The sequence below is a fragment of the Pedobacter sp. genome, assembly GCF_046462515.1.
In the GTDB taxonomy this organism is placed as follows: domain Bacteria; phylum Bacteroidota; class Bacteroidia; order Sphingobacteriales; family Sphingobacteriaceae; genus Pedobacter.
Genome location: NZ_JBKGVD010000002.1, coordinates 274,123 through 293,557 on the forward strand (window position 1 = coordinate 274,123; position 19,435 = coordinate 293,557).

18 protein-coding genes are annotated in these 19,435 nt (G+C 38.4%); 4 read left to right on the forward strand and 14 right to left on the reverse strand.

Annotated features, from left to right (window positions below; all coding sequences use genetic code 11):
* Position 1 precedes the first annotated feature (1 nt).
* Both dacB and ACLHG9_RS02130 read right to left on the reverse strand, forming a co-directional pair.
* Positions 2-1,414, reverse strand: a complete 1,413-nt coding sequence (gene dacB, locus ACLHG9_RS02125) for a D-alanyl-D-alanine carboxypeptidase/D-alanyl-D-alanine-endopeptidase (protein ID WP_410219868.1) — start codon at positions 1,412-1,414, stop codon at positions 2-4.
* 146 nt (positions 1,415-1,560) lie between these two features.
* Positions 1,561-2,550 (reverse strand): aspartate-semialdehyde dehydrogenase, encoded by a 990-nt coding sequence (locus ACLHG9_RS02130; protein WP_410219869.1) that lies wholly within the window; start codon positions 2,548-2,550, stop codon positions 1,561-1,563.
* 54 nt (positions 2,551-2,604) lie between these two features.
* Between ACLHG9_RS02130 and ACLHG9_RS02135 the strand changes: the two genes are divergently transcribed.
* A complete protein-coding gene (locus ACLHG9_RS02135; RefSeq protein ID WP_410219870.1) occupies positions 2,605-5,199 on the forward strand; it encodes a lamin tail domain-containing protein in 2,595 nt (864 codons plus the stop codon).
* 2 nt (positions 5,200-5,201) lie between these two features.
* Positions 5,202-5,945 (forward strand): YdcF family protein, encoded by a 744-nt coding sequence (locus ACLHG9_RS02140; protein ID WP_410219871.1) that lies wholly within the window; start codon positions 5,202-5,204, stop codon positions 5,943-5,945.
* On the opposite strand, the gene ACLHG9_RS02145 is transcribed toward ACLHG9_RS02140, so the two are convergent.
* The 9 genes from ACLHG9_RS02145 to ACLHG9_RS02185 all read right to left on the reverse strand — a co-directional run bounded on the left by ACLHG9_RS02145 (position 5,942) and on the right by ACLHG9_RS02185 (position 15,363).
* A complete protein-coding gene (locus ACLHG9_RS02145; RefSeq protein WP_410219872.1) occupies positions 5,942-6,823 on the reverse strand; it encodes a sugar phosphate isomerase/epimerase family protein in 882 nt (293 codons plus the stop codon). The two genes, ACLHG9_RS02140 and ACLHG9_RS02145, sit on opposite strands and share 4 nt — an antisense overlap.
* A gap of 16 nt (positions 6,824-6,839) precedes the next feature.
* Entirely contained in the window at positions 6,840-8,072 is a 1,233-nt protein-coding gene (locus ACLHG9_RS02150) for a nucleoside permease (RefSeq protein WP_410219873.1), read from the reverse strand.
* A 62-nt stretch (positions 8,073-8,134) separates the two neighbouring features.
* Positions 8,135-8,824, reverse strand: a complete 690-nt coding sequence (locus ACLHG9_RS02155; RefSeq protein WP_410219874.1) for a DUF1080 domain-containing protein — start codon at positions 8,822-8,824, stop codon at positions 8,135-8,137.
* A gap of 14 nt (positions 8,825-8,838) precedes the next feature.
* Complete coding sequence (locus ACLHG9_RS02160; protein WP_410219875.1) at positions 8,839-10,299, reverse strand: Gfo/Idh/MocA family protein; 1,461 nt, start codon at positions 10,297-10,299, stop codon at positions 8,839-8,841.
* Between the two features lie 28 nt (positions 10,300-10,327).
* Entirely contained in the window at positions 10,328-10,711 is a 384-nt protein-coding gene (locus ACLHG9_RS02165) for a c-type cytochrome (RefSeq protein ID WP_410219876.1), read from the reverse strand.
* A gap of 44 nt (positions 10,712-10,755) precedes the next feature.
* Complete coding sequence (locus tag ACLHG9_RS02170) at positions 10,756-11,811, reverse strand: sugar phosphate isomerase/epimerase family protein (RefSeq protein WP_410219877.1); 1,056 nt, start codon at positions 11,809-11,811, stop codon at positions 10,756-10,758.
* A gap of 3 nt (positions 11,812-11,814) precedes the next feature.
* Positions 11,815-12,969 carry a Gfo/Idh/MocA family protein gene (locus tag ACLHG9_RS02175; RefSeq protein WP_410219878.1) on the reverse strand — a complete coding sequence of 385 codons (1,155 nt, stop codon included), beginning with the start codon at positions 12,967-12,969 and terminating at the stop codon, positions 11,815-11,817.
* A gap of 80 nt (positions 12,970-13,049) precedes the next feature.
* Positions 13,050-14,750 carry a GMC oxidoreductase gene (locus ACLHG9_RS02180; RefSeq protein ID WP_410219879.1) on the reverse strand — a complete coding sequence of 567 codons (1,701 nt, stop codon included), beginning with the start codon at positions 14,748-14,750 and terminating at the stop codon, positions 13,050-13,052.
* Between the two features lie 28 nt (positions 14,751-14,778).
* Positions 14,779-15,363, reverse strand: coding sequence for a gluconate 2-dehydrogenase subunit 3 family protein (locus ACLHG9_RS02185; protein WP_410219880.1), 585 nt, complete (start codon positions 15,361-15,363; stop codon positions 14,779-14,781).
* 289 nt (positions 15,364-15,652) lie between these two features.
* On the opposite strand from ACLHG9_RS02185, the gene ACLHG9_RS02190 reads away from it, so the two are divergent.
* A complete protein-coding gene (locus ACLHG9_RS02190; protein WP_410219881.1) occupies positions 15,653-16,597 on the forward strand; it encodes an NAD-dependent epimerase/dehydratase family protein in 945 nt (314 codons plus the stop codon).
* 60 nt (positions 16,598-16,657) lie between these two features.
* Entirely contained in the window at positions 16,658-17,386 is a 729-nt protein-coding gene (locus ACLHG9_RS02195) for a YebC/PmpR family DNA-binding transcriptional regulator (protein ID WP_410219882.1), read from the forward strand.
* Between the two features lie 133 nt (positions 17,387-17,519).
* Here the strand turns inward: ACLHG9_RS02195 and ACLHG9_RS02200 are convergent, their stop codons facing one another.
* The 3 genes from ACLHG9_RS02200 to ACLHG9_RS02210 all read right to left on the reverse strand — a co-directional run bounded on the left by ACLHG9_RS02200 (position 17,520) and on the right by ACLHG9_RS02210 (position 19,371).
* Positions 17,520-17,978, reverse strand: a complete 459-nt coding sequence (locus tag ACLHG9_RS02200) for a DUF1569 domain-containing protein (protein ID WP_410219883.1) — start codon at positions 17,976-17,978, stop codon at positions 17,520-17,522.
* A 90-nt stretch (positions 17,979-18,068) separates the two neighbouring features.
* Positions 18,069-18,440: a DMT family protein gene (locus ACLHG9_RS02205; protein WP_410219884.1), complete on the reverse strand. Its 372-nt coding sequence runs from the start codon at positions 18,438-18,440 to the stop codon at positions 18,069-18,071.
* Position 18,441: 1 nt separating this feature from the next.
* Positions 18,442-19,371, reverse strand: coding sequence for a rhodanese-related sulfurtransferase (locus ACLHG9_RS02210; protein ID WP_410219885.1), 930 nt, complete (start codon positions 19,369-19,371; stop codon positions 18,442-18,444).
* Positions 19,372-19,435: the final 64 nt, after the last annotated feature.

Genomic DNA, 19,435 nt, shown 5'->3' on the forward strand with positions numbered 1-19,435 from the left:
TTTATTTTAAAACATCCAGTACAGTAAAAAGTTTACGACTAATACCCGATCCGTAGTAATTGTTAACATTAATAACTACCACGTACTTATTTCCTTTTTTATCGGTATGATAGCCTGCATAGGCCGTAACATCGCTTATGTTTCCACTTTTGATTTTCATGCCATTGTACTCAGGTAACGAATTATAATAATCGCCAAACCAGCTTTCTTTCTGCACCTGAAATAATATCGAAGCCATGGCAAAAGTGGTTACCCTGTCGCCCGGAGAAAGGCCGCTGCCATCAATAATATTAAGTGCTTTCTTATCTATGCCTTTTGAACCCCAGAAATTAATTAAGGTATTGGCCCCACTTCTTGTGGTGCCGGGTTTATTTTGCTGATAAGCAATGGTTTTTAAAAGTTGCTCACCATATAGATTTATACTTTTTTTGTTGAACCAATAAACGATTTCACTCAAACTAGGTGAAAGATAAGAATGTAATTGGTGTTTGTTGGCCGTATCTAATGTTTTTTTTGCCAGCGATAATAGGCGTGAAGTAGCGGCTTGTTCAACTACATTGATGCCTAAACGATTTAAGGTATCCTGTAGCCTGTAGGCCGCATCAAAAGCACCATCAGGCAGAGCTAAAGAAATACCTTTTTTGCTGATATCGAGACCCCATGTGCCACGCATATAAGCAACATTGGTGTAAGGAGGTAAAAAACCATAAGCGTTATCACCAGAACCCTTGCTGCCAGTTTTCAGCTCGTTAACAAGCATTAAATAAGGCATAGCAGGCGAGATAGAACTTATGCTTACATCATCTCCAACATTTTTTCCGGGATTAAGATTTACATCGAACTGATTTTCACGCCAGCAAATAGAACCGCCGCCCGCACCATAGTAATTACCCATATCCTGCCAGGTCCATCCCTCAGGCATGGTCTGAGTGCCAAAGGCAGAATCATCAGCGATTACTGAGCCATCAATTTTTTTAATACCCGCATTTCTGATTGCATTAACCCATTGGTTCAGTATATTATTTTCTTTTGTTTGTTCGTAACGCCAAGAACCCAAAGTAGGATCTCCAGAACCTTTGATAATAATATTTCCTTTTAAAGTGCCCTTGTTATCAATAACACCTGTATAGCTTAATAAAGTTTCATATTTGAAATCTTTTCCTAAAAGATAAAAAGCCGTTGCAGAGGTAATGGTTTTTAACGTAGAAGCAGTAGCCAGTCCGGTATTTTCATTCTTTGCGTAGATGATTTTTCCGGTATTGGCATCTAATACACACAACGAGGCTGTAGCGTATTTGTTCTGCTCATCGTTCTCGAAATTTTTAAATGCTGTTTCAAGTTTTTGCGCAACAGATTGTGCAAAACTCATCTGACAAATGGCAATAAAAAGGAAAGATAGTTTCAGGAATTTCATATGGTTTGGGTTTGGCAAGTAAGAGGTTGTTTAAAATTACATTTCGTCATCCTGAACTTGTTTCAGGGATCTAAATGAAGTTAATGAAGATTCCATATTGAGTATGGAATGACGTTAAGTTTTATTTTAAACAACCTCTGTCAATTTTATACTAAAGCCTTTTCTACTAAATATTCGGCAATTTGTACAGCATTTGTGGCCGCACCTTTACGCAGGTTATCAGCCACGATCCACATATTTAAAGTATTAGGCTGTGATTCGTCTCTGCGTAAACGGCCTACAAAAACCTCATCTCTTTGATGCGCATCTTTTGGCATTGGGTATTTAAGATTGGCCACATCGTCAACTACGATAATACCAGGGGCATTTTCTAAAATGCTGCGTAGTTCGCTTAAATCAAAATCATTTTCAAATTCAACATTTACAGATTCTGAGTGTCCGCCCATTACCGGAATACGCACTGTGGTAGCAGTTACTTTGATATGGTCATCGCCCATGATCTTGTTGGTTTCTTTGATCATTTTCATTTCCTCTTTAGTGTACCCATTATCTTGGAAAACATCAATGTGAGGAAGTACGTTTAGATCAATTTCATAAGGATAAGCTTTAGGCCCATCAATTCCCTTACGTTCATTCATCAACTGATCAACTGCTTTAACCCCTGTTCCGGTAACAGACTGATAAGTAGAAACCACAACACGTTTAATTTTATATTTCTCGTGCAAAGGCTGTAAGGCTACTACCATTTGTATAGTTGAACAGTTAGGGTTAGCAATGATCTTATCTTCTTTGGTTAAAACTTTGGCATTAACTTCTGGAACCACTAATTTTTTGGTTTCATCCATTCTCCAGGCCGATGAATTATCAATAACCGTTGTGCCTACTGCGGCAAATTTAGGTGCGTTCTCTAAAGAAGTACTCCCCCCGGCAGAAAATAAAGCAATATCTGGACGTAATTGTATGGCAGTTTCCATGCTAACAATTGGAAATTCCTTACCCTTATACATAATCTTCTTACCAACGCTTTTTTCTGAAGCAACGGGGATCAATTCTGTCATCGGGAAATTTCTCTCTTCCAATACTTTTAACATAACGGTACCCACTAAGCCTGTGGCACCTACTACTGCAACTTTCATTTTTTTCTTGATTTATTTACTATATTTAATATTAAGGATGTTGAATTCTCAAATATGAGAAAAACTTTACTTTTATTTCTAATAATATGCTCTAAACTGGTTTCTGCTCAGCTAATTGATGATTTTTCTGACGGAGATTTTACTTCCGGCCCCAAGTGGTTGGGAACTGTGAACTATTTCAGGGTTAGTAACGGTTATCTTCAATCTAACGGGCCGCAAGCATCTTCAACGCTTTATTTAAGTACACCTAATGCTTTGGCCTCAGCTGCGGTATGGGAGTTTTATTTAAAATTAGGTTTTGACCCCAGTACTACCAACTATCCACGTATTTACCTTATTTCCAATAAAGAAGATCTCAGCTCAACCTCAGGCATGCAAGGCTATTACTTGCAATTAGGTTCTCCCTCTAATGCAGAGAATTTCTTTCTGGTTAAACAGAATGGTACCATATCAACAACGTTGCTTAGTTTAGCCGATAAACCCAGACCCAATGCCAATATGGTAACAGTTAGAGTTAGGATAGAAAGAGATCTTAACGGACGTTGGGATATCTATACTGATTTTACAGGAAACAGGAATTTTACTTTTGATGGCTCAGTAATAGACAATACTTTTATTTCTACTTCATATTTTGGGGTATATTGCAGATATTCAACTGCAAACAGATTTGACCAATTCTATTTTACTGATTTTAAAATTGAAAATTATGTGCCCGCTCCTCCGCAATTACTGGATGTGAAATCGCTTGATGACCAGTCTTTTGAGCTTACTTTTGATAAAGCTGTAAACTCAACAGCCCTAAATATTTCGAACTATGTCCTTTCAGGTTTGGGTACTCCTAAAAAGGCAGAATCAGGTATTAATCCAGCTAAAATTAAATTGAGTTATCCAGATGCAATTCCTTCAGGAAATTATACCTTAACAGTTAGCAATATAGCAGATTTAAGAAACAATGTTATGTCTGTTCCTCAGAGTAAGGACTTTCTGCATATTAAGAAATATATAGTAAAGAGAGGTGATGTAACCATCAATGAAATCATGGCTAATCCTAAAGGAGCAAAGGGTTTGCCTGATGTAGAGTATATAGAACTTTGGAATAAATCTGATGAATACATTATTGTAAACGGCTGGAAATACAGTAAAGATGCGGTAACAAAATCAATTGTATTTAATGCAGATACACTTGCACCCAAACAATACCTCATTTTATGTGCAAATGCAAATGTACCTCTTTTAAAACCTTTTGGTAAAACAATGGGTTTGACCTCTTGGCCAGCTTTAACCAATGCCAAAGCAAGTCTTAAAATATATGATGCGCAAGATAACCTGATAGATGAGGTAAGCTATGCCGATACATGGTATCAGGATGCAAAGAAGAAAACGGGCGGATTTTCATTGGAACTGATTAATCCTTACAGCAATTGTACAGGTGGGGCAAACTGGATAGCAGCAATTGCCGAAAATGGGGGTACACCGGGAAGCAAGAACTCTGTTTATAATAATGCTAATGATACTCAGGGACCTCAAATCGTTTTAACAAAGATTATAAACCCTCGTACTATCCAGATAGATTTTAATAAATCGCTGGTGGCTCATATAGCAGGAAATATCACTAATTATAACGTGAATAATGGTGTGGGTGTACCAATTTCTATAGAATTGATCGAACCGCTTTATAAAACCGTTATCCTCGCCTTTGAGAAGGATTTAACCAAAGGAATTGAATATACCTTAACCTGTAGTAATTTGGTCAATTGCTCGGGAGCAGAAATGCAGGCGGGGAAAAATATATCGAAGTGCTTTTATGCTAAAGATATATTGCCTAATGGTATTCTGATCAGTGAGGTATTATTTAATCCCAAGGTAAGGGGAGCCGAATTTGTAGAAATTTACAACAATACAGATGATATCTTAGACTTAAAAGACTTAAAAATAGCTAACGCTGATAGAAAGAACGATAAAAACATCAGTGAGGTTTCTTTGCTCATCCATCCAAAAACCTATTGGGTGTTAAGTGCCAATATTGAGCATGTAAAAGAAACCTACCCGGTTAAATATCCCGCCCAAATGATAAAAATGCAAAGTATGCCAGCATATAATAATGATAAAGGAACAGTGATGCTATATGTGGAAGATAAAATTATAGACAGTTTTTCTTATCATGAAAAGATGCATCATCACTTGCTGAAAAATTATAAAGGTGTATCTCTTGAAAGGGTATCTTTTAGCAGAAATACAAATGAAAGCACAAACTGGCAATCTGCAGCAGCCATAGCAGGTTATGCTACACCTACCTCAGAAAATTCGCAACAGGAAAATGGAATTCTAAAGAATGGGGTGGTTTTGTCAAGTAAAACTTTTTCTCCTGACCAGGATGGTTTTGAAGATACTTTGCAGATTAATTATCGTTTTAAGCAGAACGGAAATCTGGCAACCGTTAATATTTACACAGATAAGGGGGTATTGGTAAGAAACCTGATCAGGAACAGTTCTATGCCTATACAGGGGAGTTTGGAATGGGATGGATTGGATAATAATGGTAAGTTATGTAAAGTAGGTGTTTATGTTGTTAAATTTGAAACTTTTACCGCGGAAGGTGAGGTGGAGCGCTTTACTAAAACCTGTGTCCTGGCCGCTAAACTGAACTGAGCATGTCCTTTGTCTTTTCTAAATTATTGGTAGTAGCCATCAGACCTCTTACCTGGGTTATTGTATTGTTGTTGGCTGCGCTTTTTTCTAAGCGGCTACAGCGCAGAAAATATTATTTGATTGCAGCCTTATGTACTTTGCTTTTCTTTAGCAATTCGTTTATTGCATCAAGTGTTGCTAAGCTTTACGAGGCTGAATATCCTGCTTTAAAGACCTACGATTATGGCATTTTGTTAGGTGGTTTTTCGGGTAAAAACCTTAGAAATAACGAGATTGAATTTCATGATTCTGCCGATCGTTTTCTCCAAACTTACAGATTGTATAAAGATGGGGTAATCGCTAAAATATTAATCAGTAGCGGTAGTGCAAACTTGTTTGTAAAGGGACCAAAAGAGGCTGATGATGTTGCAGCTTATTTGCAGAGAATAGGTGTGCCTGATAGTGCTGTTCTAGTAGAAAACAATAGCCGTAATACAAGAGAGAATTTACTGTACAGCTTTAAGCTCATTAATAATAAAAATGCCAGGATACTTATTATTACAAGTGCCTGGCATATTCCGCGTACAAAGCTTTTATTAAAAGAAATGGGTTACAGCAATGTTGATCTTTACCCTACAGATTTTATCGCTCACTCCGACCATCAATGGAATGATTATTTAATCCCTGATGTTCAGGCTTTGGATAAATGGACCTCGCTCATCAAAGAATGGGTAGGTTGTATGGCCATAAAAATAGGTGTAAATTAGATTAACTTGCTTTTAATATAAGTGCAACTTGTTTTAATCGAATCGTAAATGGTAGGCACATAGTTATTTTCCTGTTCTACAAAGAAGTGCTCCATACCAGAAGTAGCAGCTTTTTTAAAAATGGGTTTAAAGTCTATAGTGCCATTACCAACTTCGGTATTATCGTTGCGGTTTAATTTATTCATGTCTTTTACATGCCACATTTTAAACCTGCCCGGGTATTTTGCAAACAGATCTAATGGGTGATTTTGTGCATGTTCTGCCCAGTATAGATCCAGTTCAAAACTCACCAGTTTAGGGTCGGTTTGGCTCAATAAAAGCTTCAGGCCTGTTTTGCCATCAAAGGTTTTAAATTCAAAATCGTGGTTATGGTAAGCAATTGCCAATCCCGATTTTTTAGCCAACTCTCCTGCAATATTTAATTTTTCCGCAATCGATTTATAATCATCCGCATTTTTACGGAGCTTGGTAGCCAGCCAAGGGGCTGTAATGTATTTGCTGTCTAAAGTTTTGGCTACGTCAATGTAAGCTTTGATCGAATCGAGGTTGCCTGTTTCAATGTAGCTCTCAAAATCATAGTGTCCACTCGGAGCCTTTAATCCATGCTGATCAAGCAAAGTCTTAAACTCAGTAGGCGTAAGCCCCCAGAATTTGCCCTTAGGTACATAACCATAAGATTCTACTTCGCCATAACCGGCTTTTGCCACATTTTCAATAACTTCTTTAACGTTATTATTGATTATATCTTTTAAGGTATATAATTGAATGCCCACAGCTTTGCCTTTTCTTTCGGCAGCGTTTAGCCATTGGGGTAATACAGCCATGCTCGCAGCAGCAAACATGGCGTTTTTTAAAAAATCTCTGCGGGAATTTGTCATACTCTTACAATATAAATTAGTTTTGCTGAGATGAGGCGCTGTTTTTATCTTTAAATAAGAGGATAAATAACAAGGCTACAAATGCAGCAATAACAGCTGGAATTGTCCATATCATTTTCCAATCTTCAAGACCATTGGTCTTATAAGTTTCGGTAATTTGTCCAGCAACAATAAAGCCAATTAACATACCTACACCATAGGTAGCCAAAGTGATAAGTCCCTGAGCTGAACTTTTAAATTTCTCGCCTGCTTTAGAGTTGGTATAAATTTGTCCTGATACAAAGAAGAAATCATAGCAAATACCATGGAGTGCAATGCCCAAAATAAGCATAAAGCTCAATTCGCCGGCATTACCAAAAGCAAATAGCAAGTACCTTACTGTCCATGCCAGCATACCTACCAATATGGTTTTTTTGAAACCAAATTTTTTAAAGAAAACCGGAATTGCCAATAAGAATAACACTTCTGAAGCTTGACCGATGGTCATTTTTCCTGTCGGATTATCTACGCCTATCTTAGAAAGAAATAAATTGGCATTTTGGTAATAAAAAGCTAATGGGATACAGATTAATACTGATGAGATAAAGAAAATCAGGAAGTTCTTGTCTTTGAGTAGTTTTAAAGCATCTAAACCTAAAATTTCAGACACTTTTACCTTTTCTGTCGATTGGTTTTTAGGTGGTGTTTTTGGTAAAGCAAAACTAAATAAACCTAAGACCAGTGAAGCAATTGCTGATAATAAGAAAGTGTTTTTTAACGCGCCGTTTGCAGTTGATGCTTGTGAGTCCCAATGGAAAAAGTAGCTGATCAGCACACCCGCGAAAATCCAGCCAAGAGTTCCCCAAATTCTGATACTTGAAAATTCTTTTTCAGGATCGCCCATCTGGTTAAAAGAAACCGAGTTTACCAATGCTAAAGTAGGCATATACAATACCATATATCCAAATACATAAGGATAAAATACCGAAATATTGGTTGCATTATACATCTGGTACATTAATATGGCGCCTATGATGTGCAAAATACCTAATATTCTTTCGGCATTAAAATACCTGTCGGCAATTAAACCAATAATGAACGGAGCAATAATCGCCCCCCATGACTGGGTAGAAAATACAGCACCAATTTCTGGCCCCGAAGCCGTAAGATTTTTATCCAGAAATGTACCAAGGGTTACAAACCATCCTCCCCAAATAAAAAATTCGAGGAACATCATAAATGATAGTTTAAAGCGTATAGTAGTATTCATGTTTGTTAGTTTTATTCAGTAAAAAAGTGTAAGGCTTTTGAGCGCTTACACTTTTAAGGTTTTTATAGTTTTTTGATTCTGATGTTGCGGTACCATACTTCATCGCCGTGGTCCTGTAAAGCGATTTTACCGGTTTTATAGGTGCCGAAACCTTCCCATTTTGCAAATTTGCTGTTGGCAATCAGGTTTTTCCAGTTGTCATCCCATAAAGTTGTTTTTACTACGGCAACCCCGTTCAGAATTAAAGTAAGGTTTCCTTTATCTGAAATAATTTCTGCCTCATTCCATTCGCCCACAGGTTTTACAGGTTCGCTGCTACTTTTTACCATATCATACAAATCGCCTGCACGGTGTTTGGTTATTTTGCCGTCAGGATGACCTTCATTATCTAGAACCTGCATTTCGGGGCCTGTAAGGTAAGTTTGTTTGTATTTAGCGGGGTCTTCATGTACGTAAAAAATGATGCCGCTGTTTGCTTTAGGGGCTACTTTCCATTCTAATTTTAAATGGAAGTTGCCGTATTCATTGTCTGTAACCAGATCGCCGCCATCGTTATTTTTGGCTTTAGGGTCAAAGTGAATGGCACCGTCTTCTACGGTCCAGCCTTTACCTGCAAAATCTTTTCCATAAGTATGCCAGCCTTTTGTGGTTTTGCCATCAAAAATGGCTTTAAATCCTTTTTCAGCTTTTTGAGCAAATGCTGCTGAGCCTAAGGCTGTAAAAAGTATAAAAGTTGTGATATATTTTTTCATCTGTTTAGTTAATGTTATTTTTCGCCTAAAGACCAGCCGTTTCTGTATTGTCTTTTTACAAACTGGTTTACATCGTCAAAATTGGTTACCTTCATTTGGTTATTATCCCATAATAATTTTTTATAACGGCCAGGATAGCTCACTTTTCCTTTTGCATCGAGGTTTTGTATATCGGCAGCACGGATAGCTAAATTGGCCATCAGTAAGCATTCTGTTAATGGACCTGCAATTTCAAATGGCGAGCTCAGTTCTTTTTTACCATAGCCGGCAATACAGCCCTCAACCCATTGCGCATAATGGCCTGAAGCCTGATTAGGTACACGGGCGAATTTTTGCGGAACATTTAGATTTTCGTTTCTCGACAAAGGTAACAAACGGGCTTTATCGCCATAGGTGTTGCTCATCATTTTGCCTTTTGTACCGATAAATAGCGTACCGTTACCACCATCTCCAAACATTTCATCGGCGCCTAATTCTTCAGGACGTGTAGGTTGTATACCACCATCCATCCAGTGTACGGTCACATCTCCTGCTGTTTTATCTGTTTTAGGGAATTTTAAAGTAACATGGCTTGATGGTGGGCAACTTTCAGGAAAATAGCCACGTTTAAATTCATCTACATATACTGAACCTACGCTGGCTTCAACTTCTGTAGCGTATTTAAGATTAAGCACGCTGAAAGGGGTTTCTAATAAGTGGCAGCCCATATCACCTAAAGCGCCGGTACCATAATCCCACCAGCCTCTCCAGTTAAAAGGAACTAATTTTTCTACATAATCTTTGTAAGGCGCGGTACCCAGCCATAAATCCCAGTCTAATTCTTTCGGTACTTCGGCACTGGTTTTAGACCATGCTATTCCCTGAGGCCATACTGGACGGTCTGTCCATGCATAAACAGTATGCACATCGCCAATTAAGCCTGCATCATACCATTCTCTCAATAAACGGGGACCATCATTACTGGCACCCTGGTTGCCCATTTGAGTTACTACCTTATATTTTTTGGCGGCTGCCGTTAAAATACGGGCTTCGTAAATATCATGTGTAAGCGGTTTTTGTACGTACACGTGTTTACGGAGCTGCATAGCGGCAAGTGCTTGTATGGCGTGATTATGATCTGGGGTTGAAACTGTAACGGCATCAAAATTTTTATGTTCTTTGTCGAACATTTCACGCCAGTCTTTATAAAATTTGGCTTTGGGGAAACGTTTAACGCTGTTTGCCGCTCGTCGGGTATCAACATCACATAAATAAGCAATGTCGGCTTTTCCGCTTTCGCTGATCATACGCAAATCAGAGTCGCCTTTTCCACCTACGCCAATCCCGGCTACGATAAGCCTGTCGCTGGGGGCTAAAAAGCCTTTACCTCCCAGAACATGTCTTGGAACAATCATGAAAGCAGCTCCGGCAATGGCGCTGTTTTTCAAAAAACTTCTTCTGCTTTGAGCCAATTTTTGGTCAGTTTCTGTGCTCATACTTTAAATAGGTTTGGGTTGATTATGTTTATTTTTTTAAGGACAAAATGTATTTGGCCATCAGTTTAGCATCTGCGTTAGTAACTTTTGGATGAGGGGTCATTGGTATTTTTCCCCAAACGCCCGAACCGCCTTTGATGATTTTATCGGCCAGATAACTGATGCTCTTCTCGTTGTTAGGATATTTTTTTGCCACATCGGTATAAGAAGGGCCAATCAGTTTATTTGTTTTGTGGTGACAGCCAATACAATCTGCTTTTGCAATTAGTAATTCTCCTCCGGTCATTTGTATCGGGGTAATGTTAATAGCCGGGTTTGGGCTATCGGGTTCGGTTTTAACTTTACTATCTGCTCTGGTAAATGATATGGCAAATAAAACTACGGTTCCTACTATTAAAAATCTCTTTTTCATGTGTGTTAGTTTTTGTTAGTTAAATATAGGAGCAAAAAATTAATTTATAATAAGCCTAATACTTTTTTGTTGAGGTTATCATCGGCATTGGTTGCAGCAAAATCATCAAATGCTTTATGTGTTACATTGATGATATGCTTTTTAATAAACTCAGCACCTTCTCTGGCTCCGTCTTCTTGATTTTTAAGACAGCATTCCCATTCCATTACAGCCCAACCTTCAAATCCATATTGAGTTAATTTGCTGAAAATGGTTTTGAAATCTACCTGTCCGTCGCCTGGTGAGCGGTACCTGCCCGCTCTGTTCAGCCAGCTTTGGTAACCTCCAAAAGTACCTTGTTTGCCCGTTGGATTAAATTCGGCATCTTTAACATGAAATGCTTTAATGCGTTCATGGTAAAAATCGATATACTGGATATAATCTAACTGTTGAAGTACAAAGTGAGAAGGGTCATATAATAGACAGGCACGTGGGTGCTGGTTTACTTTTTCTAAGAACATTTCATAGGTAATGCCATCAAAAAGATCTTCGCCGGGGTGGATTTCATAACATACATCTACGCCGCATCGGTCAAATTCATTTAGTACAGGCAACCAGCGTTTGGCCAGTTCGGTAAAAGCTTCATCAACCAAACCTTCAGGGCGTTGCGGCCAGGGATGAAAAAACTGCCATAGTAAAGAGCCGCTAAAAGTGGCATGTGCCTTTAATCCTAAATTTTGAGAAGCTTTAGCCGCATATTTAAGTTGCTGCACGGCCCACTTGGTACGTGCTTTTGGATTATTTCTTACTTCAGGTGCAGCAAATGCATCAAAAAGCTCGTTGTAAGCCGGATGTACGGCAATGAGTTGTCCTTGTAAATGTGTAGACAGTTCTGTTATTTTTAATCCGTGAGCAGCAACTTTTCCGATTAACTCATCAGCATAGGTTTTGCTTTCGGCTGCCAGTTTCAAATCAATAAAACGAGAGTCTAAAGTAGGCATCTGTATGCCCTTGAAACCTAAATCGGCTGCCCATTTGCAAATAGAATCTAATGAATTGAAAGGTGTTTCGTCGCTAATGAACTGGGCTAAAAATACTGCGGGTCCTTGTATGGTTTTCATATTCTATATTTCAAAATTATGCCATTTTAAATCTGATTTGCCAGAGGCAACCACATTTTCGATAAAGGCCATTCCTCTTACGCCATCTTCTATACCTGGAAAATCTAAATACTGAGGCAAAGGTTTTTCCTGGTTTTGTAAAGCGTTTAAGGTTAAGGCAAAGTTTCTGTAAATATTAGCGAAGGCTTCGAGGTAACCTTCGGGATGGCCGGCAGGTGTACGTGTGTTTTGCTTTGCAATTTCGAGCAGATAGGCATTACCAGTTCTGTAAATTTGCATAGGCTGATCTAACCAGCGTACAATTAAGTTATTAGGATCCATCTGATGCCATTCTAAACAGCCTCTTTCTCCATATACAGAAATTTTTAATGCATTTTCTTCTCCGGCTGCAATCTGCGAAGCCATCAATATGCCATTGGCACCATTGTCAAATTTTAGCAGAATGTTACCATCATCGTCCAGTTTTCTTCCTTTAACTACTGTATTCAGGTCTGCGCAGATTTTGGTTATTTTTGAGCCAGAGATGTATTCTGCTAAATGTGCAGCATGTGTACCTATATCGCCCATGCAACCGCTAATACCACTTTTTGAAGGATCGGTACGCCAGGCCGCTTGTTTGTTGCTGCTGTCTGTATTTTCGCTTAACCAGCCCTGCGGGTACAATACACAGATTTTTCTAATTTGACCAAAATCGCCGTTAGCAACCATTTGTTTTGCCTGTTTTACCATTGGGTAACCCGAATAAGTATGGGTAAGGCAAAGTTGTAAACCTGTTTCTTTAACCTTTTGCTGTAAAGCTTTTGCTTCTGCAAGGCTAAAGGCAACGGGCTTATCAATCAGTACATGAAAGCCGTTTGATAAAGCCAGCATAGCTGGTTCAAAGTGTTTATGGTTAGGTGTAACAATACTCACAAACTGCATTCTTTCATGTACAGGCAGGTTACGTTCTTTTGCTATCATTTCTTCGTAGCTGCCATATATTCTGTTTTCAGAAAGAAATAATTCTCTTCCCGATATTTTTGCGTTTTCAGGGTCAGAACTTAAAGCCCCGCAACATAATTCTATTAATCCATCTAAATTAGCAGCCATGCGGTGAACAGCGCCTATAAAAGCATTTCTGCCACCGCCAATCATCCCCATTCTTATTTTTTGTTCCATGTTTCTAAGGTGTAAGGTAAGAAGTATAAGATTTAGGGTTGGAGTACCTTAAATCTTATACTTCGTATCTTTTGGCTCAATTAGATGTTACCTTTTTTAAGTTCTTTAACTGCATAATCTGCAGCACGGGCAGTTAATGCCATAAATGTTAATGAAGGGTTCTGACAACCTATAGAAGGCATACATGAACCATCTGTAACAAATACATTCTTAACTTCGTGCATTTGATTCCATTCGTTTAGCACAGACTCTTTAGGGTCTTTACCCATTCTTGCGGTACCCATTTCGTGGATAGCCATACCTGGGTAGCAACCGTTATCGTAAGTTTTGACATTTTTCATACCAGCTGCTTCAAGCATTTCAGCAGCATCATTCATCATGTCAAGACGCATTTTTTTCTCGTTCTCTTTGTACTCGCAATCTATTGCCAGTACCGGCTGACCCCATTTGTCTTTTTTAGTGTGGTCAATGTAAACCCTGTTTTCATAATAAGGCAGCATTTCACCAAATCCCCCTAATCCCATGGTCCATTTGCCTGGCTTGGTCATTTTTTCTTTTAAGCCTGCACCAAATGATAATTCGGCCACATCGCGCTGCCAGTTTTGGCGGCTGGCGCCTCCCTGGTAACCAAATCCTCTTAAATAATCACGTTTGTCGTTTCCAAAATTCTGATAACGAGGAACATAAATGCCATTTGCCCTGCGGCCATAGGTGTATTTGTTGTCAAAGCCTTCGGCCTCACCACTGGCGCCACAACGGAAATGGTGGTCCATTAAATTGTGACCTAATTGCCCGCTTGCATTACCTAAACCATTTGGATGCGCATCAGAAGTAGAATTAAGAAGGATAAATGTAGTACCTAAAGTTGAGCCATTTACAAAAACCAGTTTGGCATAAAACTCCATGCTTTTATTGGTTTCGGCATCAATTACCATTACGCCTTTAGCTTTTTTAGTGTCTTTATCGTAAATGATATGGTTTACAATAGAGTAAGGCCTTAAAGTTAATCGGCCCGTATCCATTGCGGCTGGCAGGGTAGAAGACTGTGTGCTAAAATAAGCACCAAACGGACAACCTCTGCTGCATAGATTACGGTATTGGCAGCTACCTCTTCCTTTATGTGGAACTGTAAGATTGGCCACACGACCAATGGTCATTATTCTTTGCTTGTTATAGCGTTCTTCTATACGTGCCTTAACGCTTTTTTCTACGCAGTTTAACTGCATAGGAGGAAGAAACTGTCCGTCGGGAAGGAGCGGCCAATTTTCTGCCTGACCACTTATACCGGCAAAGCGTTCGACGTAATCGTACCATTTTGCCAAATCTTTATAGCGTATAGGCCAGTCTATTCCGTGACCGTCTCTTGCGTTGTCTTCAAAGTTATGATCGCTCAAACGGTAACTCTGTCTGCCCCACATTAATGATTTACCGCCAACGTGAAAACCGCGGTACCAGTCAAATCTTTTTACTTCTGTATAAGGGCATTCCAAATCGTTAACCCACCATTTTTCTGTAGCTTCATTATAAGGATAGTCTCTCATTTGTACCGGATGTGTTCTTTTCATTTCTTCAGTAAGACGACCGGCATGTTTAATATCCCAGGGGTTTTTCATCGCGGCATCGTAATCTTTTACGTGCTCTATATTCATTCCCCTTTCTAAGAGTAATACCTTTAATCCTTTTTCTGTAAGTTCTTTTGCTGCCCAACCACCACTTATACCTGAACCTACAACAATGGCATCATAAGTGTTTTCTGCTTTAAGGTTTGTGTTTATGTTCATGTTGTTTTAGTCTGAGGTTTATTGATAATTAAGTAGCCCACGATTTTTGTCCGGGTTTTAATGGCACATTTCCATCGTAACGGCCGGGAATTGGTAAATAAGCTCTGGCTTGTGTGCAGCCAACCTCTGAAGCGAAGTAGCCTAAAATAGTAAGATCTCGGGTAATGGTAAAGAAATAAGAAATATCGGCAGTTGCCGCATCTTTACTTTCTTTTTGGGCAATGGCTCCTAATCGCAGATCAACCAGCATTTTAGTGCGCTCGGTATTGTTTAACGCTAAAAAGTTCTTGCCAAATTCGGCTTTAGCCCTTTCTTCAAATTCGCTCAACCCTTTTGCAAAACGTTGTTGTTGTTTGGCCGGATAACAATCGTTAACCATCATCGGGATAAACTTGCCTACTCCGGCAGCTTTGGCACCCGGAGATGATTTGGTTGTAGGCATAATAATCTCTGCCATTTCGGTCAGGATTTTCTTTTGTTCATCTGTAAATGCAACAGCATTTTTTTCATTTTCGGGAAGTGTAAAACTCTCAAAGAGTATGGTTGTGGTACTTGCCGAAATAGTGGTTCCTAATAAAATAGCAACATTTTTCAGTGCTTCTCTTCTGTTCATTTTTTTTAGGTTTATAACGGTGTGTTTATAACACTATGTAATATTACTAAATTTTATCTCAAGCCGATACAAATAATGGCAATTTCTTTTTATGTATTCCTATTAAAGATCTATATAGATAAAAGTTGAATTTGTTTTATTTTGTATTTCACTTTATTTCGTATTGAAGATGTTTGTTTTGAAGTGTAATAATAAGAAATTAAGTTGTTAAAAATATTAAGTTGATAATTTATTTTGATTAAGTGCATTAGGTGCATTTTTTTACCTTTGTGAAAAATCATTGCAATAAATGAAAGAAACGATTTTAGTGTTAGGTTCAAACGGACAGATCGGTACTGAACTGGTAACGGCTCTGAGAGAAGCATATGGCAGCAATCAGGTGGTTGCTTGTGATATAAGAAGACCAGATTATGAAATAAAAAATGCTGGTCCTTTTGAATTTGTTAACGTTTTAGATAAAGATATCTTAAAGGCTACTTTTGAAAAATACAAGCCTACACAGGTTTATTTACTGGCTGCATTACTATCGGCTACGGGTGAGCAGAACCCTAAATTAGCTTGGGACCTAAATATGAACGGTCTCTTAAACGTACTGGATTTTGCATTAGCTTACAGAACGGCTAAAGTATACTGGCCAAGTTCTATTGCTGCATTTGGGCCAAATTCTCCAAAAAACAATACTCCTCAATTCTGCACCATGGATCCTAATACGGTTTATGGAATTAGTAAGCTGGCCGGTGAGCGCTGGTGCGAATATTACCATCAGAAATACGATTTAGATGTGCGCAGTATCCGTTATCCTGGATTGATTAGCTGGAAAGCTGCCCCGGGCGGAGGAACAACTGATTACGCTGTGCATATTTTTCATGATGCATTGATGAAAAACAGCTACAATTCGTTTTTATCTGCACAAACCGAATTACCTATGTTATACATGGACGATGCTATCAGAGGAACCATTGAATTGATGGATGCTCCTGCTGAAAAGATCAGCATCAGATCGAGCTATAACCTGGCAGGTGTAAGTTTTACACCTGAACAATTAGGCGCAGAGATCCGTAAACATTTACCTGATTTTAAATTAGGTTATGTAGAGAATGATCCAAGACAGGCCATTGCTAATAGCTGGCCGGGTTCTATAGATGATTCTTATGCGGTAAAAGACTGGAACTGGCAGCCACAGTTTGATTTGGCTAAAATGACCACTGAAATGCTGAACAACTTAAAAAAGTAAAAAAACTAAATGTAAAAACAGATGCAATATTTTTTGCATCCAGAATAAAATATAAACAAAATGGGAAGAGCTTTTGAATTTAGAAAAGAAAGAAAATTTAAACGTTGGGCAAAAATGGCCGTTCAGTTTACCCGTATAGGTAAAGATATTGTAATTGCTGTTAAAGAAGGTGGCCCACATCCCGAAACCAATTCGCGCTTACGTACTGCCATACAGAATGCCAAAGCTGTAAACATGCCTAAAGACAGGGTAGATGCCGCAATTAAAAGAGCGTCTGATAAAACAATGGCCAACTATGAGGAAATTGTTTATGAAGGATATGCACCACATGGTGTAGCTGTGCTGATAGAAACTGCTACTGATAATACCAACCGCACAGTTGCTAACGTGCGTAGTTATTTTAACAAAACCGGAGGTGCTTTAGGTAAAACCGGATCTTTGGATTTTGTATTTAACCGTAAGTCTATTTTTAGATTTGCCCCTACTGATGAGCTTGATTTAGAAGAACTGGAATTTGAACTGATTGATGCAGGTTTAGAAGAATTGTATGTAGAAGCCGATGAAGAGGGTAACGATATTGTAGTAGCTCAAGGTGCTTTTGAGAGCTTTGGTTCCCTGCAAAAAGCGCTTGAAGAAAAAGGCATTGAATTAAAAAGTTCTAAATTAGAGCGCATCGCTTTATCTCATCATCCGGTTTCTGAAGAGCAGGCCGCTGATGTATTGAAACTGATAGATAAGCTTGAAGAGGATGATGACGTTCAGGCGGTTTACCATAATATGGCAGAATAATTTCGGTCATTAATATGATATTTGAGGCTGTTTGAAAAGACATTACCGTCATTCCGTACCTGATACGGAATCTTTAGATCCTGAAACGAGTTCAGGATGACGGATAGGAAAGTTTTCTCAAGCAGCCTCTTTTTTATGCTCCAAACTGATTAAGGTGGTGATCTAAATGCTTATAAAACATATTATTCCATTCGTTGGCACTTAATTCTCCAAACGAATGTGAAAGTTTGCCATCAAAAGCATATTCGCCTAATATCTGGGTTTGGCGGATATATTCAATCAAACGGTTTTTTTCACTTTCAAATTCTCTTTCATCACTGATGATAAAAACAGGAGCTGTTTTAGAGTTTTTGGGAAAAGGTTTGTCACTGACCACAAATTTTTTAGCAAACTTTTTCAACATAAAGCCCATTAAAAAATTGGGTTTTGGATGTTTGTCCGTATAGATCATTTCATAAGTTACGCAGCAATGTGCCAGCATTTGCGCCACGTTCATTTTACCCCATAAAGGTTGTGAACTATTTTGCAACTGGTTTATACGGTTGATCACTTGTTCTGATACCTCTTTGGTAAAAATATTAGGTAAATCCATAAAATAGTTTTTTAGCTAAGCTAAGCTATTTTTTGTGTGCAGACAATGGATTAAATGTTAATTTTTGTAAACCTGCTCCGGATGAAAGGGTTACTTTTTGATGAAAGCAAAGAAAACAGCCAAGATGATGAGGCAAAATGCCACATAATGATTCCAGGCTATTTTCTCTGTTTTAAATAGTAAGATAGAAAAAATCAGAAAAACGCTTATAGAAATAGCCTCCTGCAATACTTTTAATTGCATTAGGCTAAAAGGGCCTCCATTTTCTTTAAAACCATATTTGTTGGCTGGTACTTGAAAAATATATTCAAATAAGGCAATACCCCAACTTAATGCAATAATGCTGATAAGCCCTAAGTTCTTACTCCATTCCATATCCTTAAATCGCAAATGACCGTACCATGCTAATGTCATGAAGGTATTTGAAATCATTAGAAAGATAATGGTAAAAAGGGCTCGCATCTTATTTGCTTGCTACGGGCTGTGGTACTTTTACATAATATCCGGTACCATCATAAGGCCTACGGCGAGGGTGTTCCATACATTCAACAGAACAGCAGCCTTGCATTTTTTCACCACATTCGTCACATTGTGTAAAGTGCTCATTGCACTCAGGATTTGCGCAATTGATCATTTTTGGCGTAGTCGTACCACAATTCAAACATTTACTAATTACCTGAGGATTTACCGAGTTTACATCTACGGCAATTCGGTTATCGAAAACGTAACATTTACCCTCAAAATCTTTACCTCCGGCTTCTTTACCATATTTGATAATACCACCGTGCAGCTGGTAAACATCTTTAAAACCATGGTGTAAAAGCAATGCTGATGCTTTTTCACATTTAATGCCACCTGTGCAATAAGTTAGAATTTTCTTGTCTTTATATTGGGCTAAAGCCTCAATTTGATCAGGAAAATCTCTGAAGTTATCTATATCTAAGGTAACTGCGTTTTTAAATTTGCCTAAATTATGCTCGTAGTTAGATCGTACATCTAAAACTACTACATCTTCATCGTGCATCATCTCGCTGAACTCTTTAGGCTCTAAATGCTTGCCAGTCTGTTTGTTCGGATCGATAATAGAACTATCTCTTAGGCCCGAGTGCACAATTTCTTGTTTATAACGGCAATGCATTTTAATAAACGACGGTTCTTCAACCTCATCTATTTTGAATTCTGTTTTGGCAAAACGCTCATCGGCATGTATATGTTCCATGTAAGCTTTGCAAGCCTCAACTGTGCCCGAAACAGTGCCATTTAACCCTTCATCAGCTACGATGATACGACCAACCAGATTTAATGACTTACAAAATTTTAAATGATCTGCTGCAAATTGTTCAGCATCTGCTATAGGCGAATAGCAGTAATAAAGTAAAGTGTTATATTTCATAGCTTCATTGATACCGCTGTAAACGGCGTTTAATGTTGCTGCAAAGATAAATAAAATGAATTAA

Bases quoted from the DNA above. Each gene is read 5' to 3' on its own strand.
- dacB (WP_410219868.1), bottom strand. From the start codon at position 1,414: ATGAAATTCCTGAAACTATCTTTCCTTTTTATTGCCATTTGTCAGATG.
- ACLHG9_RS02130 (WP_410219869.1), bottom strand. From the start codon at position 2,550: ATGAAAGTTGCAGTAGTAGGTGCCACAGGCTTAGTGGGTACCGTTATG.
- ACLHG9_RS02135 (WP_410219870.1), top strand. From the start codon at position 2,605: ATGAGAAAAACTTTACTTTTATTTCTAATAATATGCTCTAAACTGGTT.
- ACLHG9_RS02140 (WP_410219871.1), top strand. From the start codon at position 5,202: ATGTCCTTTGTCTTTTCTAAATTATTGGTAGTAGCCATCAGACCTCTT.
- ACLHG9_RS02145 (WP_410219872.1), bottom strand. From the start codon at position 6,823: ATGACAAATTCCCGCAGAGATTTTTTAAAAAACGCCATGTTTGCTGCT.
- ACLHG9_RS02150 (WP_410219873.1), bottom strand. From the start codon at position 8,072: ATGAATACTACTATACGCTTTAAACTATCATTTATGATGTTCCTCGAA.
- ACLHG9_RS02155 (WP_410219874.1), bottom strand. From the start codon at position 8,824: ATGAAAAAATATATCACAACTTTTATACTTTTTACAGCCTTAGGCTCA.
- ACLHG9_RS02160 (WP_410219875.1), bottom strand. From the start codon at position 10,299: ATGAGCACAGAAACTGACCAAAAATTGGCTCAAAGCAGAAGAAGTTTT.
- ACLHG9_RS02165 (WP_410219876.1), bottom strand. From the start codon at position 10,711: ATGAAAAAGAGATTTTTAATAGTAGGAACCGTAGTTTTATTTGCCATA.
- ACLHG9_RS02170 (WP_410219877.1), bottom strand. From the start codon at position 11,811: ATGAAAACCATACAAGGACCCGCAGTATTTTTAGCCCAGTTCATTAGC.
- ACLHG9_RS02175 (WP_410219878.1), bottom strand. From the start codon at position 12,969: ATGGAACAAAAAATAAGAATGGGGATGATTGGCGGTGGCAGAAATGCT.
- ACLHG9_RS02180 (WP_410219879.1), bottom strand. From the start codon at position 14,750: ATGAACATAAACACAAACCTTAAAGCAGAAAACACTTATGATGCCATT.
- ACLHG9_RS02185 (WP_410219880.1), bottom strand. From the start codon at position 15,363: ATGAACAGAAGAGAAGCACTGAAAAATGTTGCTATTTTATTAGGAACC.
- ACLHG9_RS02190 (WP_410219881.1), top strand. From the start codon at position 15,653: ATGAAAGAAACGATTTTAGTGTTAGGTTCAAACGGACAGATCGGTACT.
- ACLHG9_RS02195 (WP_410219882.1), top strand. From the start codon at position 16,658: ATGGGAAGAGCTTTTGAATTTAGAAAAGAAAGAAAATTTAAACGTTGG.
- ACLHG9_RS02200 (WP_410219883.1), bottom strand. From the start codon at position 17,978: ATGGATTTACCTAATATTTTTACCAAAGAGGTATCAGAACAAGTGATC.
- ACLHG9_RS02205 (WP_410219884.1), bottom strand. From the start codon at position 18,440: ATGCGAGCCCTTTTTACCATTATCTTTCTAATGATTTCAAATACCTTC.
- ACLHG9_RS02210 (WP_410219885.1), bottom strand. From the start codon at position 19,371: ATGAAATATAACACTTTACTTTATTACTGCTATTCGCCTATAGCAGAT.